At 29.7% G+C, this 16,608-nt stretch carries 10 protein-coding genes; 9 read left to right on the forward strand and 1 reads right to left on the reverse strand.

The window, feature by feature from the left end:
- The first annotated feature begins 66 nt into the window (after positions 1–66).
- Together C0982_RS03035 and C0982_RS03040 are read left to right on the forward strand one after the other, a co-directional pair.
- Entirely contained in the window at positions 67–1,029 is a 963-nt protein-coding gene (locus C0982_RS03035; RefSeq protein ID WP_101772744.1) for a hypothetical protein, read from the forward strand.
- Positions 1,030–1,138: 109 nt separating this feature from the next.
- Positions 1,139–2,515: an aldehyde dehydrogenase gene (locus C0982_RS03040; RefSeq protein ID WP_330399767.1), complete on the forward strand. Its 1,377-nt coding sequence runs from the start codon at positions 1,139–1,141 to the stop codon at positions 2,513–2,515.
- A gap of 153 nt (positions 2,516–2,668) precedes the next feature.
- On the opposite strand, the gene C0982_RS03045 is transcribed toward C0982_RS03040, so the two are convergent.
- Positions 2,669–3,889, reverse strand: coding sequence for a flavodoxin family protein (locus tag C0982_RS03045; protein ID WP_101772746.1), 1,221 nt, complete (start codon positions 3,887–3,889; stop codon positions 2,669–2,671).
- A 169-nt stretch (positions 3,890–4,058) separates the two neighbouring features.
- Between C0982_RS03045 and C0982_RS03050 the strand changes: the two genes are divergently transcribed.
- The 7 genes from C0982_RS03050 (at position 4,059) to ftsY (ending at position 16,562) form a co-directional block, all read left to right on the forward strand.
- Positions 4,059–4,754 carry an MBL fold metallo-hydrolase gene (locus tag C0982_RS03050; RefSeq protein ID WP_101772747.1) on the forward strand — a complete coding sequence of 232 codons (696 nt, stop codon included), beginning with the start codon at positions 4,059–4,061 and terminating at the stop codon, positions 4,752–4,754.
- A 48-nt stretch (positions 4,755–4,802) separates the two neighbouring features.
- Positions 4,803–9,101, forward strand: coding sequence for a PolC-type DNA polymerase III (locus C0982_RS03055; RefSeq protein WP_101772748.1), 4,299 nt, complete (start codon positions 4,803–4,805; stop codon positions 9,099–9,101).
- Between the two features lie 123 nt (positions 9,102–9,224).
- The gene (gene efp / locus C0982_RS03060) at positions 9,225–9,788 is read left to right on the forward strand and encodes an elongation factor P (RefSeq protein WP_101772749.1); all 564 of its coding nucleotides are present in this window, start codon (positions 9,225–9,227) and stop codon (positions 9,786–9,788) included.
- Between the two features lie 151 nt (positions 9,789–9,939).
- Positions 9,940–10,650: a ribonuclease III gene (rnc, locus tag C0982_RS03065; protein ID WP_101772750.1), complete on the forward strand. Its 711-nt coding sequence runs from the start codon at positions 9,940–9,942 to the stop codon at positions 10,648–10,650.
- Complete coding sequence (locus C0982_RS03070; RefSeq protein ID WP_101772751.1) at positions 10,650–11,717, forward strand: elongator complex protein 3; 1,068 nt, start codon at positions 10,650–10,652, stop codon at positions 11,715–11,717. The genes rnc and C0982_RS03070 overlap by 1 nt, the downstream gene beginning before the upstream one ends.
- Before the next feature lie 15 nt (positions 11,718–11,732).
- Positions 11,733–15,281 carry a chromosome segregation protein SMC gene (smc, locus tag C0982_RS03075; protein WP_101772752.1) on the forward strand — a complete coding sequence of 1,183 codons (3,549 nt, stop codon included), beginning with the start codon at positions 11,733–11,735 and terminating at the stop codon, positions 15,279–15,281.
- A gap of 9 nt (positions 15,282–15,290) precedes the next feature.
- Complete coding sequence (gene ftsY / locus C0982_RS03080; RefSeq protein ID WP_101772753.1) at positions 15,291–16,562, forward strand: signal recognition particle-docking protein FtsY; 1,272 nt, start codon at positions 15,291–15,293, stop codon at positions 16,560–16,562.
- The last annotated feature ends 46 nt before the right edge of the window (positions 16,563–16,608 follow it).

Raw genomic sequence — 16,608 nt, forward strand, 5'->3', positions numbered from 1 at the left:
ATACTTTAATAATTTAAAAATATAATAAAATTAATATATTCGATATTAATAAATGGAGGTTATTCAATGAAAAAAACAAATTCAATAGAGTTAAAGGTAAATGTAGGGAAAAATGTATTTGAGATAAATCCTAAGCATGAGATGTCACCAATTTTATTACTAGACATAGTGTCTTCTTTGTTGACTGAGTACAATATGATATTAATGGAAAATGATGATATGGAATCAGTGGATGTGGTACTAGGTAATTTAGAAAAAGTAGTGGATAGAGTAGAGTCATTAGGAGATATAAAACTAAAAATTGTTCAGTATCAGCCAAATACATTTAATGTTGGAAAACAAAATATTTATGAAATTGAATATGAAAAGAAATACACATTAATCGACGTGAGTTGTGTACTTACATTAGCCCTTTCATATATGAAAGACACACTGATTGATTCATTTGCAATGGATGCAGAGGTTCATAAAACAGATAGAGAAGAAGCTATTAAAGAAATGGCTAATTTTAGAAGAGCTATAGAAACTGCAAGCTCTTTATCAAATATAAATGGAATAATTGGATATAACTACAAGAAAGAAAATCCAATAGACTCTGACTATGTAAATCAAACAGCTAGAGGTCTTGATAGATTATTACAGGTATCTGAGGAAATGTTATCTGAAGTATTTAGTGAAGACGAAAAAGAAATAGAGGAAACTGATTTATATACTATTGAGACTGAAAGATACGACAGAATTGTAGATATAATGAACTCTCATGAACATCACCACCATCATCATCACCAAGAAGGCGGCTGCGGTTGTGGAGGAGAAGGCCACAAGAACAAAGAAAATGAAGGCGGCTGCGGTTGTGGAGGAGAAGGCCACAAGAATAAAGAAAGTGAAGGCGGCTGCGGTTGTGGAGGAGAAGGCCACAAGAACAAAGAAAGTGAAGGCGGCTGCGGTTGTGGAGGAGAAGGCCACAAGAACAAAGAAAAAAAAGAACTAAAGGAATTTTCATCTGGTTGTGGATGTGGAAACAATTAAATTTTAATTTACCTTATTGAATTATATGTAATTAATTTGTATTGAAAAATGATTAAATTAATAAAAATAGAAACAATCTAAAAATTAATATTGAAACGAGATGATGAAATTGACTGAAAAAGTAAACATTCAAGATTTAGTAGAAAAACAAAGAAAATTTTATAAAGAAGGAAATACGTTAGATTATATTTTTAGATTAAACTCTCTTAAAAAATTACATGAAGCTATTAAAAATAATGAATATAAAATTTATGAGGCACTAGAGCAAGATTTACACAAGAGCGAATTTGAATCATATATGACGGAGATAGGAATAGTTTTAGAGGAAATAAGGACGCATATTAATAATTTGAGTAAATGGATGAAAGATAAAAAAGTTATCTCACCAATTTCTCAATTTCCGTCAAAAAGTTTTATACATAGCGAGCCCTTTGGAGTATGCCTAATTATGTCGCCATGGAACTATCCATTTCAGTTGACTATGGCACCTCTGATTGGTGCTATTTCAGGAGGTAATTGCGCTGTACTGAAACCTTCTGCTTATTCAAGAAAAACTAGTGAATTAATCAAAAATATTATTGAAAAAATATTTCCACCAGAATATATATCTGTAGTATTGGGATCCAGAGAAGAAAACAGTGAACTTTTAAATCAAAAATTTGATTTTATTTTCTTTACAGGTTCTATCAACGTGGGAAAATTAGTAATGAAGAAAGCATCGGATAATTTAACTCCTTTGATTTTGGAATTAGGTGGAAAAAGTCCTGTAATTATTGATGATACGGCGGATATATCGTTATCTGCAAAGAGGGTTGCTTTTGGAAAGTGTGTAAATGCTGGTCAAACATGTATTGCACCAGATTATGTTTTTGTTAAAAAAAATAAGAAAGAAGAATTTATTAACGAGTATAAGAAAAATATTAATGAATTTTTCCCAAACAATGATTACAAAGATTTCCCTAAAATAATAAATGAAAAGCATTTTAATAGAATTAAAAGTTTGATTGATAAAGAAAAAGTGATTTTCGGAGGAGAATATTCAGATTCTACAATGAGTATTTTCCCAACTTTGGTAGAAGAAAATGATCTTAATTCTCCTGTCATGTCTGAAGAAATATTTGGCCCTATTTTGCCGATTATTACTTATGAAAAAATAGAAGAATGTATTGATTATATAAACTCTAAATCAAAGCCTCTTGCACTATATTTATTTACAAATGACAAATATACTGAAAAAAGAATAATTCAAAGTTGTTCTTTTGGAGGAGGTTGTGTTAATGACACTATAGTACATTTTGCTGATAGCAAGATTGGATTCGGTGGAGTTGGAGAATCAGGAATGGGAAGATATCATGGAGAAAACAGTTTCGATGCATTTACACATAAAAAGGGTATTCTAAAAAAATCAAATATACTTGATTTAAAAATGAGATATCATCCATATAATAAAAAGAAGTTGGATTTAATAAAAAAGTTTTTAAAATAAAAAATATCTCTGTAGGTACACGCTAAAAGGATGCGAAATAGCAAATATTATAAGTTATATAGATTATAATAAGTTTTAAAAATTAACTCATATAAAGTAGCCGATAATTATAAATTTCAGGTATAGATTATCGGCTACTTTTTTATTATAAAATTATAGGTGTATATTGTTTTTTTCTAGAGCTTTCGACCAAATTTTATTCAAAAGATTTTTATATTCAGGTGCAGGTAGATGTCCATCTGTCAAAATGTCTCTATAATCAACAGTATAATCATAATTAAGTATATTTTTACTTAATTCGATTAAAGCATTGTAAACTTCTATAGCATTTTTATCACTTTTTATATCGATCTTTGGATTAGCATATAAAGGTCCAGCACCTATTCCTAATCCTTGGCACCAAGATAAACCATTTTCATTACAAAATGCTTGTAGTTCCTTGATTGAATGTCTATTATTAGAACCGTGTATAAGACCGCAATTTAAAAGTGAGGAAATTTTTATCTTTTTTAATCTATTACATAAGTCAGGATTATTTTGCTTAAATTGACTTAAGTAATCTGTAATTATTTTTAAATTTTCTATTATGTGTGAAGGAGAAGAGTCTACATAAATACCAAAAGAAATTATTATGTGGTCAAATTTTAGTAAACCAATAATGGAGTCTTCATCTATTTGATTTGAACCATTCCAGTACTGTTTTTCTATATATAGCCCAGTATTGGATTGATATTCTAAAATTTCAATTAGTTTGTTTGAAAAAAATTCCGAACTGCTTTTTTTACCTTTTGAGCTAGCATTAATCACAACGATATTTTTATACGCATCATCTGAAAGTAGATCGAAATTTTGTGTATCGATTTTTATTTCTTTGAAATTGTAATTAATTATTTCCCCTCCTGAATGTTTCACTGCAGTTTCGAGATCTGGAACAAAGGTAACAGTGTGATCTTCTACAAAATAATTTATGCATATATCAGAAGCAAGGGATATGATTTCTTCTTTTTGTTTCGGAGTACAATTTCCATAAAAAACAAAATTTACTTTAAAGGCGTGCTCATATCTTTTTTTATGACGAATATCATCACCCCTTTGCATCATAAACACATCAAGGTAGGGTACACCTCTGTCTAAAAGCCTTTTAATTTGGTACGAAAAACCTAAAAAACAGACTTCGCTGATAAGTGTAACAGAGTCGAATTCAGTCAATTTAGCTCCATATTTTTGTGCTTTATCAGGTATTACACAAGTACCTGGAGTTTTTACCCAACATCCTACGCAACCCATGCACGGCTTAATATCTTTTGAATCAACTACCGTTACATTTTCTGGAAATATAACTGAATCAGTATTTTCAACTAGAACTAATTTCATTAATTTTCTCCTTTCAGAAAATAAAAAATCATATTTTTTGATAAAATCTATATATTTGAATTATATCATGAAAACTTAGAAGGTGTCAGTATTGGAGTTTTTTGGGTATAGTAGTATAATTAGACATAATGATAAATTTAAAAGCGTATTTTGAATATAGGAGGAAATTATGAATTTAAAATATATACACCACAGCGGATTTTTATTGAAAATGGATAACTGTAATATAATATTCGATTATTTTAAAGGTGAAGTAGAGGAATTAGATAAGAAAAAAAGACTTTATGTTTTTTGCTCGCATGCGCATCCAGATCATTTTAATGAGAATATATTTAATATGTTCAGAAATTATGATGATGTGTTTTTTATACTTTCAGATGACATTAAACCTTCTGATAGTGAAAATGCTAAATTGGCATATTATGTTGCTCCAAACAAAAAGTATAATATTGGAGATATAAATATAGAAACTTTTGAGAGTACAGATGAAGGAGTAGCCTTTCTGATCGAAGTAGAAAATAAGGTTGTATATCATGCTGGAGACCTTAACTGGTGGACATGGGTAGGATTTGAAAGTGAAGAAGAATTTGATATAATGACAGATAGATTTAAAAGAGAGATTGAGAAAATAAAAAATAAAAATATCGACTTGGCTATGGTACCTCTTGATCCAAGACAAGGGGAAAGGTATGACTGGGGTCTTAGCTATTTTTTAGAGATGACAAACACTAAAAATATTGTGCCTATGCATCTTTGGAATAAATACAATATTATCGATGATTTTGTAAAAGCACATAAAGATTTAGCTGAAAAAAGCAATATTATAAAGACAGATGAAACAGTAAATGACGGTATTGATATATAAAAATTTAAAAAAATTTGATAGTAGCTATAAAAAGTAGGAGGTGATATTTTGCAGAATTTTATATCATTTTTAGCAGAAATTGGAATAGAAAATGAAAATTTAACAAGAGGTTTTGAAGATGTAGAAATATATAAAACAGTTTACAATAAATTTGATGGTAAGTGCTTTATTTACATAAAGTCAAAAAATATATTGCTAAATGATAGGCTAGAAAGAATAAAAAATGAAATAACAAAGAAAATGTGTCCTCCTTTGAATTCAGTTAGGCTAATAGTCAAAGTCGACGGTATAAAAAAGAAATCAATTCAGAGTACTTTAAAAAAATATTGGAATAATATATTTTACCTTATAAAAAGGGAAACACCTTCAATATTGGCATTTGGTGATACTTTAGAGCATTTATTTGTAGAAAATACATTGAAGATAAAAGTTCCAAATGAATTTATTTACCAGCGTTTTGAACAAAAAGAAATTGCAAAAAAAATACAACACATGATACTAGAGGAGTTAGGTATTGAAATAAATATTAAAATTGAAGTAGCGAAGAAAAATCTAAATGTATCAGATGATATTGAAAAAATAATACAACGGCAAGAACATGAAACAAATAAGATAATATCTCAGATTCAATTTGGAAAGCCGGAGACGAGTGATACTGAAGAAAAATATACGGTGAGCTATGAGATAGATCCAGATATTATTTATGGAGAGAGAATGTCTGGATATGTAAAAGAGATGAAAGATATAGATGAAAAATCTAGAACAATATGTGTAGTTGGAAGTGTTTTTGAAACTAATATTAAGGAATTAAGAAACGGTAAAACGATATACAGTATTTACTTGACCGATAATACAGGGGCTATATGTTGCAAGGTCTACTTAAATGACATGAACAAAGAAAAAGTCACATCTCAAACTAAAGTAGGATCATACCTTAGAATAATGGGAGATATAATAAAAAACCATTATACTGATGAAATTGAGTTGACTATTACTACAATAAAAAAAGAAAAGAAAGAAGAAAGAAAGGACAACTCAAAAGAAAAAAGAGTGGAGTTGCATGCGCATACTCAAATGTCAGCTATGGACTCGATTGTGTCGGTAAAATCATTGATAAACAAGGCACAAAGTTGGGGACACAAGGCTATAGCAATCACCGACCACGGAGTTGTACAAGCTTTCCCCGACGCAATGAACGCATCAAAAGGATCAGATATAAAAGTAATATATGGAGTTGAAGCGTATTTGGTAGATGATGATAAAGATATAATTCAAAATGCTAATAATTTAGATTTTGATCAAAAGTTTGTTGTTTTTGATATAGAAACTACTGGATTTTCTCCAACCAATGATAATATAACAGAAATTGGAGCAGTTTTAATTGAAAATGGTTCAATTAAAGATCAATTCAGTAGTTTTGTAAATCCTAAGATGGATATTCCATATAAAGTTCAAGAAATTACAGGAATAACAAATGAGATGGTAGAAGATGCTCCTCCAATTGAAGAAGTGTTATCTGATTTTATGAATTTTTCAAAAGAAGCTGTGTTTGTAGCTCATAATGCTGATTTTGATACAGGATTTATATCACAAAAATGTAAAGAAATCGGAATAGATTACAATCATGAAAAAATAGATACATTGATGTTGGCAAGAATTCTATTAACTGATTTGAAGAAATTTTCTTTAGACAAAGTTTCAAAAGAGCTAGGTATAAGTTTAAAAGGTCATCATAGAGCTGTTAATGATGCTGCTGCTACTGCAGAAATTTTCATCAAATTTATTGATATATTTAAAAAAGCTGGATTAGAGAAATTATCTGAAGTAAATCAAAAATACGGTAAAATTGATTTTACAAAAATCAGACCTACACATGCGACAATATATGCTCTTAATAACGTAGGATTGAAAAATTTGTATAGAATTATATCTGATTCTCATATAAATCATTTTTATAAATCACCTAGAATATTAAAGAGCTTTTTATCAGAGAATAGGGACGGACTTTTTATTGGAACGGCTTGTTCTAGTGGCGAATTATTCAATGCAGTCCAACGTAATAAAAGTGAAAAAGAAATTGAAGAAATAATGAAATTTTATGATTTTATAGAGATAATGCCTGTGGAGAATAATTTGTACTTAGTTTCTAATGGAGAGGTTAAGGACGAAGAAGAGTTAAGGGACATAAATAGAAAATTGGTCGAGTATGGAGAAAAATTTGGAAAGTTAGTAGTAGCTACTGGTGATGTTCATATGTTAGAACCATATGAGAGTATTTTTAGAGATGTGCTTCGTTATTCTCAAGGTTTTTCGCATAAAAATTCTGTTGAAAAATTATATTTTAGAACGACTGATGAGATGCTAGAAGAATTTAGTTACCTTGGAGAAGAAAAGGCGTATGAAGTAGTTATTACAAATAGTAATTTAATAGCTGATAAATTTGAAAATATTAAGCCGATTCCAAGTGAGACTTATCCTCCGATTATAGAAGGATCCGATGAAAAACTGAGAGAAATGTGCTTTGAAAAAGCGTATAGTATATATGGGAATCCTCTCCCAGAGATTGTTGAGGCACGTTTGGATAGAGAGTTAAATTCAATTATTGGTAATGGATATGCAGTAATGTATATAATAGCTAACAAGCTGGTTGCAAAATCAATGTCAGATGGATATTTAGTTGGATCGAGAGGTTCGGTTGGATCTTCTTTTGCAGCAACTATGAGTGATATTACAGAAGTTAATCCATTACCAGCCCACTATGTTTGTCCGAATTGTAAATATAGTCACTTTTTTGGAGTTGGTGAATGGGGTTCTGGTATAGATTTACCAAACAAAAAATGTCCAGAGTGTGGTACTGATCTTATAAAAGATGGCCATGACATACCATTTGAAGTATTTCTTGGATTTGAAGGAGACAAAGAACCAGATATTGATTTGAACTTCTCAGGAGTATATCAGCCTACAATACATAAATATACAGAAGATCTATTCGGAGAGGGATATACATATAGAGCGGGGACTATTGGTACTGTAAAAGATAAAACTGCTTTTGGTTATGTAAAAAAGTATTCTGATGAAAATTACCTAGATTTTACTATGGCGGAAAAAAATAGGCTGATGCATGGTTGTACAGGTGTTAAAAAAACATCAGGGCAGCATCCGGGCGGTGTAATGGTAATACCTGATTATAAGGATGTGCATGACTTTACTCCAATTCAGTATCCTGCAAACGACAAAACATCAGGCGTAATCACAACACATTTTGACTACCACTCAATAAGTGGTAGAATACTAAAACTAGATATCCTAGGACACGACGGTCCTACTATTATAAGGATGCTTGAAGATATGACTGGAATCAAAATAACGGATATACCACTTGATGATCCAGAAACTATGTCTCTTTTTACTTCGACAAAAGCACTTGGTGTGACAGAAGAAGAAATTGGGTCACCAGTGGGGAGTTTAGCCATTCCGGAATTTGGAACAAAGTTTACTAGGCAAATGCTAGTAGATACAAAACCAACTACATTTGCAGAACTAGTAAGAATCGCAGGACTATCACATGGTACTGACGTTTGGCTAAATAACGCACAAGATTTGGTGAGAGGTAATGTAGTTGGTCTGAAGGATGTAATATCAACTAGAGATGATATTATGAACTATTTAATTTTTAGCGGACTAAAGCCGAAGATGGCCTTTACGATTATGGAAAGTGTAAGAAAAGGTAAGGGGTTAAAACCAGAATTTGAAGAAGCTATGAAGGAAAATGAAGTACCGAGCTGGTATATAGATTCTTGTAAAAAAATCAAATACATGTTCCCCAAAGCACATGCGGTAGCCTATGTAATGACATCGTTTAGAATAGCGTATTGTAAGGTGAATTACCCAGAAGCTTTCTACGCTACATATTTTACAACAAAAGTTGAAGATTTTGATATTGAGTTAATAAAAAAAGGGATAGATGTAGTTAAGAAAAAGATTGAAGAGATAAGAGAACTTGGAAATCAGGCTACAACAAAAGAGAACAGTCAATTGACAATATTAGAAGTAGTGGTAGAAATGTATGCAAGAGGCATAGAATTTATGAATGTAGATTTATATAAGTCAGATGCAAGTGAGTTTAAAATATTAGATAAAGGAAAAATTCTTCCTCCGATGGTTTCTCTTCAAGGAATGGGCGAAAATGCGGCAATAAATATCATAGAAGAAAGAAAAAATGGAGAGTTCTTATCAAAAGAAGATTTGATTTCTAGAACTAAGATATCTAAAACTGTGGTAGAGAAGTTGAGTGAGCATGGAAGTTTAGATGGTATGAGTGAAAAAAATCAGATATCATTTTTCTAAAAAATATAAATTTAATATGTAAAGTAAATGCTATATAAACTATGGTGAAAAGTAGACAAATCAATACTTTACATGATATAATCATCTAGTATAGATAACTAATGAAAAATTGGAGGATGTGAAATGGTAACAGCAAGTGATTTTAGAAAAGGTGTAACTTTTGAAAAAGATGGACAGCCTTGTTTAGTTGTAGATTTTCAGCATGTTAAACCAGGTAAAGGTGCTGCCTTTGTAAGAACAAAGTATAAAAATTTAATAACTGGAGCTATTAGAGAAGAAGCTTTTAATCCAAGTGATAAATTCCCTAAGGCAAATATTGAAACTAAGCAAATGCAGTATTTGTATAGTGATGGAGAATTATATTATTTCATGGATGAGGAAACTTTTGATCAGATTCCTCTTAATTATGAGCAGGTGGAAGATGCAATTAAGTTCTTGAAAGAAAATGATGTTACTACTATAAGATTCTATCAAGGATCACCTTTCCAAGTTGAAGGTCCAAACTTTGTTGAGTTAGAGATTATAGAAACTGAGCCGGGAATAAAGGGTGATACTGCAAGTAATGTTACAAAATCTGCTACAGTTGAAACTGGAGCAATAGTTCATGTACCTTTATTCATTAACGTTGGAGATAAGGTTAAAATAGACACTAGAACGGGCGAATATCTATCAAGAGTTAACAATTAATCATATTTAAAAATACCTGTAAACACAACAGGTATTTTTATTTTTTAATAGGAGAGGATTTTATTATTATGATGCTCTGCTATTAAAAAATTTTTAAGACCACAATTTGAAATTTAAACAATTTATATTAAAAATAATGGGGTGAAAATAGATGGCATCACTAAGAGATGTAATGGAACAGAATATAAATCTTTTTGAAAAAAAAATAGAATATAAATTTAAGGATAGAGAATATATACAAGCTGCACTTACACATTCTTCATTTGCAAATGAGCATAAAGAATTCAAATACAATGAAAGACTTGAATTTCTAGGAGATTCAGTATTGGGATTGGTTGTAAGTGATTATTTATTTAGTACAAATGAAAATTTGCCAGAGGGAAAACTGACAAAAATAAGGGCAAGTTTGGTATGTGAAGAATCGTTAAGTATAGTAGCTAAAAAAATGGATCTTGGGAAATATTTATTTCTTGGAAAAGGAGAAAAAATATCTGGAGGAAGAAATAGAGATTCGATATTGGCAGATGCAACTGAAGCTGTTATAGCAGCTATATATATGGATGGAGGATTCGAAAGAGCTAAAAAATTTATTTTAGATAATTTAGAATCTACAATGAAAAAAACGATTGATGGAAATATTTTTAAAGATTATAAGACTATTTTGCAAGAAATAGTACAGGGAAATAATGGTAAAATAACTTATAAACTTATAAGCGAGAAAGGTCCTGACCATAATAAGGAATTTGAAATGCAAGTAAGAAAAGGCACGGAAATACTAGGATCGGGAGTAGGAAAAAACAAAAAGGAAGCAGAAAAAGAGGCAGCAAAAAATGCTCTTATAAATATGGGAGAAAAGATATAATGAAAAAGAAAATTATACCTATTTTTGTTCCACATCAAGGATGTCCTCATGATTGCATATTTTGTAATCAAAAAAAAATAACAGGTATATCAACAGATATGACAGATGAAAAATCAAGGGAAATTATTGAAGAGGCCCTTGAAACTATAGAAGATAATACTAATATTGAAATAGCTTTTTTTGGAGGAAGTTTTACCGCTATAGAGAAAAGCAAGCAAATTGAACTTTTATCTGTTGCTAGAGAATATAAGAATAGAGGGATAGTTAATGATATTAGGCTTTCGACTAGACCTGATTGTATTGATTATGAAGAGCTAAGCTTACTGAAAGAATATGGTGTGACAGTAATTGAATTAGGAGTCCAGTCCATGGATGAAGACGTTTTGATTAAGAGCATTAGAGGGCATAAAAAAGAAGTAGTTAAGAGCAGTTCTGAATTGATAAAAAAAGCAGGTTTTAAACTAGGATTACAGATGATGATAGGATTGCCATCGGATAGTGAAGAAAAATGTATTAAAACTGCGAAAGATTTCGTAAACATTGGACCAGACTTTGTGAGAATATATCCTACATTAGTAATAAAAGAAACATTACTGGAAAAAAATTATATTGAAGGAAGTTATATTCCTTTTAGTGTTGAAAAAGCAGTAGATATAGCAAAAAAGTTGATGGTTCTATTCTATATAAATAATATAGATGTTATCAGAGTTGGTCTACAAGCAACTGATGATATCCAAATGGGGATAGATGTAGTAGCAGGACCATACCACCCTGCATTTAGAGAATTGGTACAATCAAGGATAATTAGAGATTATATTGATATAATAGTTCCTAAAAAATTTGAAAATATTATAATTTATTCTGAGAATAAAAACATATCCTCTATTGTTGGGAATAAAAGATGCAATAGAAAATATATAAATGAAAAATATAAGGCAAAATTTAAGACAGTTGCCGATAACACTTTGATAGATGAGATAAAAATAGAGGTTGATGGAAAAAATATTAGTGAGTCAAGTTTTGCAGAAATATTTTTCAAACTCGGTCATGAATATAAATTATGCTAGTTGAAAGGAGATAGGATGTATTTAAAAAAGTTAGAATTAAAGGGATTTAAATCCTTTCCGACAAAAACTGACATATTATTTGAAGAAGGCGTAACGGCAGTAGTAGGACCAAATGGAAGTGGAAAGAGTAATATATCTGATGCAATAAGATGGGTATTAGGAGAGCAGAGTGTAAAAAGTCTGCGTGGCGAAAAAATGGAAGATGTCATTTTCTCTGGTACCGATACAAAAAAGCATATGAATTATTGCGAAGTATCTCTGACACTGGACAATTCTCTATACGAAATAGATTGTGATTCGAATACCTTGGTGATAAAAAGAAGAGCATATAGAACAGGCGAATCAGAATTTTTTATAAATGGTAAGAGTTGTAGATTAAAAGATGTTAGAGAAATACTAATGGATACAGGAATAGGAAGAGATGGATATTCTGTTATTGAGCAGGGGAAAGTAGAAGATATTTTGAGTAGCAATCCTGCCAATAGAAGAAAAATATTTGATGTAGCTTGTGGTATTGCAAAATTTAGATACAAAAAAAATGAAGCAGAAAAAGATCTTAAAAAAAGTTCAGAAAATCTGGATAGAATAATAGATATATATTCTGAAATTGAAAACCAGATAAAGCCGTTGGAAAGACAGCAGAAAAAGGCTAAAAAATATATTAAACTAAGAGATGAATTGAAGAAAATAGAGATTAATGATTTTATTATTCAACATAATGATAGTGAAAATAAAATTGTAGATATAAAAACTCAGATTGAAAATATATCAAAAGAAATGAATTTGACTGAAAATGAAAAAATAATTTTGGAAAAAGAGCTATCTTCATTGAGTGAAGAAGTGTTATCTATAGAAGAAATTATTGAAGATCTTTCTGAAAATATAGTTGATATAAACAAAAATATAAGCGAAAACAAGAAAAACTTAGATGTATCACTTGAAAAGGTAAAAAGCAAGTTAAAAGAAATAGAAATGAAAAAAGATGATATTATATCTTTTGAACAAAATATCGAATCATACAATTTAGAGCTTAAAAAAGTAAATATCAAAGCTAATGACAACTCATACGAAATAGAAGACATAGAGAAGGAATTAGGAGAATTATTCAATCAAAAAAAAATAGCAGAAAATAATCTTGAAAACATAGAACATGACATTGAAAAAAGCCAAGGTCTATCAGGTGTAATTGCAGATAAGAAGTATTCTACTTCAAAAAATCTGGCAATTCTTCAAACTGATATAGTGAATATGGAGTCGAGATTAAATACTTTAGATAAGCTTATACTAAACTATAATGAAGATCTGGTTAATACGGATGCTACTATAAGAGAAAATGAAGAAAGATATCTAAATGTAAATAAAAAAATTCATGAATATGAATCCAAATTAAATAATTTATCAGAAGAGTTTAAAAATATTGATAGTACTTTAAGAAGTAAGAAAGATGAATTACAGTCTTTAGCAAATAAAGAAAGTGAAATTAAAACAAAAAAATCTACATATATAGATATGCAAAATCATCATGATGGATTTAATCGAGGTGTAAGAGAAGTATTAAAATTAAAAAAAGCCGGTGTGTATGGCGCATTAGGTGAATTGATAAAAGTAGATAAAAAATATGAAAAAGCAGTAGAAGTAGCGCTAGGGGCGGCTATTCAAAATGTGGTGGTTAAAGATGAAAGTATCGCGAAAGAATTAATATCATACTTAAAAAAGAATAACCTAGGGAGAGTTACTTTTTTACCTCTATCATCTATGAAATCAAAACGAAATGACTTTAATATAAATATATTAAAAGAATATGATGCAAAATTTGCTAGTGAAATTGTACAAATAGAAGATGCATATAAAAACTTAATTGAAAGTTTATTAGGTAAGGTTATAGTTTTAGAAAATATAGATATTGCAGTAGAATTTGCAAACAAAACAAATCACAGGTATAAAATAGTTACTATAGAAGGAGATGTTCTAAATCCAGGAGGTTCTATGACTGGAGGAAGTATAAAAGGAAATTCCAATATTCTTTCAAGAAACAGAATAATAAACGAATTAGAATTAGAACTTAGAAATAGTATAAATATAATACAAAGATATGAGTTGGAAATTCATGAAATTGAAAATAAGAAAAAGAATTTAAAATATGATAGAGATAAAATTATTTTAGAAAAATCTGAATCTGAAAAGAAAGCTGTAGAAATTAGCACAGAACAGAAATTAATAAAAACAGAAAAGATAAGAAAGCAAGAAGAAATAAATAGATACCAACTTGAGAAAAAGGAATTAGACGAAAAAATAAATAGACTTAAAACAGATTCAGATCAAAATCAGAAAAATATTGAAGAATTGAATTCTGAAATTCAAGAAAATACACAGTCTATTGAAAATCTTATATCCAATAAAAAAGAAATTAAAAATCAATTTGATGAAGCTAATAAAATTTATAACGAAAAAAATATTCAGTTAGCAAAAATAAAACAAAACTTTGAAAGTACAATAGTAGAAATTGAAAGAATAGAAAAAAGTATTACTGAACTACAATCTAAGATAAAAGAAATTCAAACACAAATAAATCAACGAGAATCAGAGATAAATTCTTTAGACTTAGAAATAGAAAATTTAAAAATTGAAATAAAAAATGATGAAAAACTACATGAAGAGAATCTTATAGAAGTATCTGATAAAAAAAATCAAAAAGATACATTGAAAGAAAAGCTTGATGAAAAAGGCAAAGAACTTAGACTTAGAGAAAGAGCTTATTCTGAAATTAAAGAAGAACTTTTTAAATTAGAGTCTAGGTTAGAAAGATATACAAGCACTAAAGATAATATTCTGTCTAATTTATTTGACAAATATGAATTAACTTTAGTAGATGCATATGAATTTAGAGATGAAACAATAAATATTGACTATAAGAAAATGGAATTTCTAAAAAAGGAAATTAAAGAGATAGGAAATGTCAATCTTGATTCAATAAAGGAATATGATGAAATTAAAGAAAGATATGAATACTATGGAAGCCAAAAAATGGATTTAGAAAATTCGATTATATCATTAAATAATCTTATTGAAGATCTTGTAGAAAATATGGAAAAGGAATTTATCCATAAATTCAGTAGTATCAATGAAAGCTTTAAGAAAATCTATGTCAATTTATTTGGAGGAGGAAGTGCAAATCTTAGTTTAGCAGACGAAAGTAATATATTGAATTGCGATATTGTAATAACAGCTCAGCCACCTGGTAAGAACATGAAAAATCTTTCTTTATTGTCGGGAGGAGAAAAAGCTCTTACAGCGATATGTATATTATTTGCAATTTTGACTTCTAAACCAACTCCGTTTTGTATACTTGATGAAATTGAAGCACCACTAGATGATGTAAATGTGTATAGATTTGGTGAATTTTTAAAAGAATTAAGTTCACAAACTCAATTTATAGCAGTTACTCATAGACGTGGAACTATGGAAGTTGCGGATTATATATATGGAGTAACTATGCAGGAAAAAGGGATTTCATCAGTAATTAGCTTAAAGCTTAATGAAGCCAAGGATATGGCAGAAGAATAAGGAGGGCATATGTTTAAGTTTTGGAAAAAAACAGAAAAGGAAGATTCTGTAAATGAAGAATTTGTTAGTGAGGATGAGAAAGAATCACTGGCTGAAGAAGAACAAGAGCTAAATTCTAAAATAAAACAAGAAGAAAATCTTGATTTAGAAGATGCAAATCTTAGAATGGATACAGGAGAATCTGCTCCGAATGATTTAGAATCAGAAATGGAAGATCTAGAATTAAAAAGTAAAGCTGACGAAGATATAAATAATGAAAATATAGACACTGAAGAAGAGTTAAGCAATGAAAATTCAATGGAAAACTTAGAAGAAACCGAAGAATTTGACACTGAGAACAACGGAAATGAAAAACCTGAAATAGAGAAAAAGAATATATTTTCTAGACTATTAGAGGGGCTTTCAAAAACAAAAGATAATATAACAGGAAGAATAGACTCGATTATTAAATCATATACAAAAATAGATGAAGATTTAATGGAAGAGTTAGAAGAAGTATTAATAACTGCAGACGTAGGAATGAATACAACTATGTATATTGTAGATGAACTTAAAAACTTGATAAAGGAAAGAGGTATAAAAGATCCTTTAGAAGTTAGAAACCTTTTGAAAGAAGTAATAGAATCTATATTGAGTGAGAGCAGTAGCAAGATTGATATAGAGCCTGGTCCAGCTATAATTGTGATGGTAGGGGTAAATGGAGTTGGAAAAACTACTACAATAGGAAAGCTTGCAAAGAGATATAAAGATGATGGTAAAAAAGTCGTGCTAGCAGCAGCAGATACTTTTAGAGCTGCAGCTACTGAACAATTAGATATTTGGGCAAAAAGAGTAAATGTTGATATTATAAAACATCATGAAGGTGCTGACCCTGGAGCGGTTATTTTCGATGCAATCAGTGCTTCAAAAGCTAGAAAAGCGGATGTATTAATTTGTGATACTGCTGGTAGGCTCCATAATAAGTCAAATTTAATGAATGAGTTAGGTAAAATATTTAAAATTATTGATAGAGAATACCCAGAGGCAAAAAGAGAAGTTTTACTGGTAGTAGATGCAACCACAGGTCAAAATGCTGTAAGTCAAGCAAAGACATTTAAAGAAGTCGCTAATATAACGGGAATAGTGCTTACAAAGCTAGATGGAACTGCAAAAGGTGGAGTAGTATTAGCCGTTAAATCAGAGGTAGATGTCCCGGTAAAATTAATTGGGGTAGGAGAGAGAGTCGAGGATTTACAAGATTTTGATGCACAAGCATTTACTGAAGCCATATTTAGTGAATAGAAAAGTTAATATAAAGATAATATTTTAATTAAAATTTCTTATATAA

The organism is Peptostreptococcus faecalis (assembly GCF_900240845.1).
Taxonomy (GTDB): Bacteria; Bacillota; Clostridia; order Peptostreptococcales; family Peptostreptococcaceae; genus Peptostreptococcus; species Peptostreptococcus faecalis.

Bases quoted from the DNA above. Each gene is read 5' to 3' on its own strand.
- C0982_RS03035 (WP_101772744.1), top strand. From the start codon at position 67: ATGAAAAAAACAAATTCAATAGAGTTAAAGGTAAATGTAGGGAAAAAT.
- C0982_RS03045 (WP_101772746.1), bottom strand. From the start codon at position 3,889: ATGAAATTAGTTCTAGTTGAAAATACTGATTCAGTTATATTTCCAGAA.
- C0982_RS03050 (WP_101772747.1), top strand. From the start codon at position 4,059: ATGAATTTAAAATATATACACCACAGCGGATTTTTATTGAAAATGGAT.
- efp (WP_101772749.1), top strand. From the start codon at position 9,225: ATGGTAACAGCAAGTGATTTTAGAAAAGGTGTAACTTTTGAAAAAGAT.
- rnc (WP_101772750.1), top strand. From the start codon at position 9,940: ATGGCATCACTAAGAGATGTAATGGAACAGAATATAAATCTTTTTGAA.
- C0982_RS03070 (WP_101772751.1), top strand. From the start codon at position 10,650: ATGAAAAAGAAAATTATACCTATTTTTGTTCCACATCAAGGATGTCCT.
- smc (WP_101772752.1), top strand. From the start codon at position 11,733: ATGTATTTAAAAAAGTTAGAATTAAAGGGATTTAAATCCTTTCCGACA.
- ftsY (WP_101772753.1), top strand. From the start codon at position 15,291: ATGTTTAAGTTTTGGAAAAAAACAGAAAAGGAAGATTCTGTAAATGAA.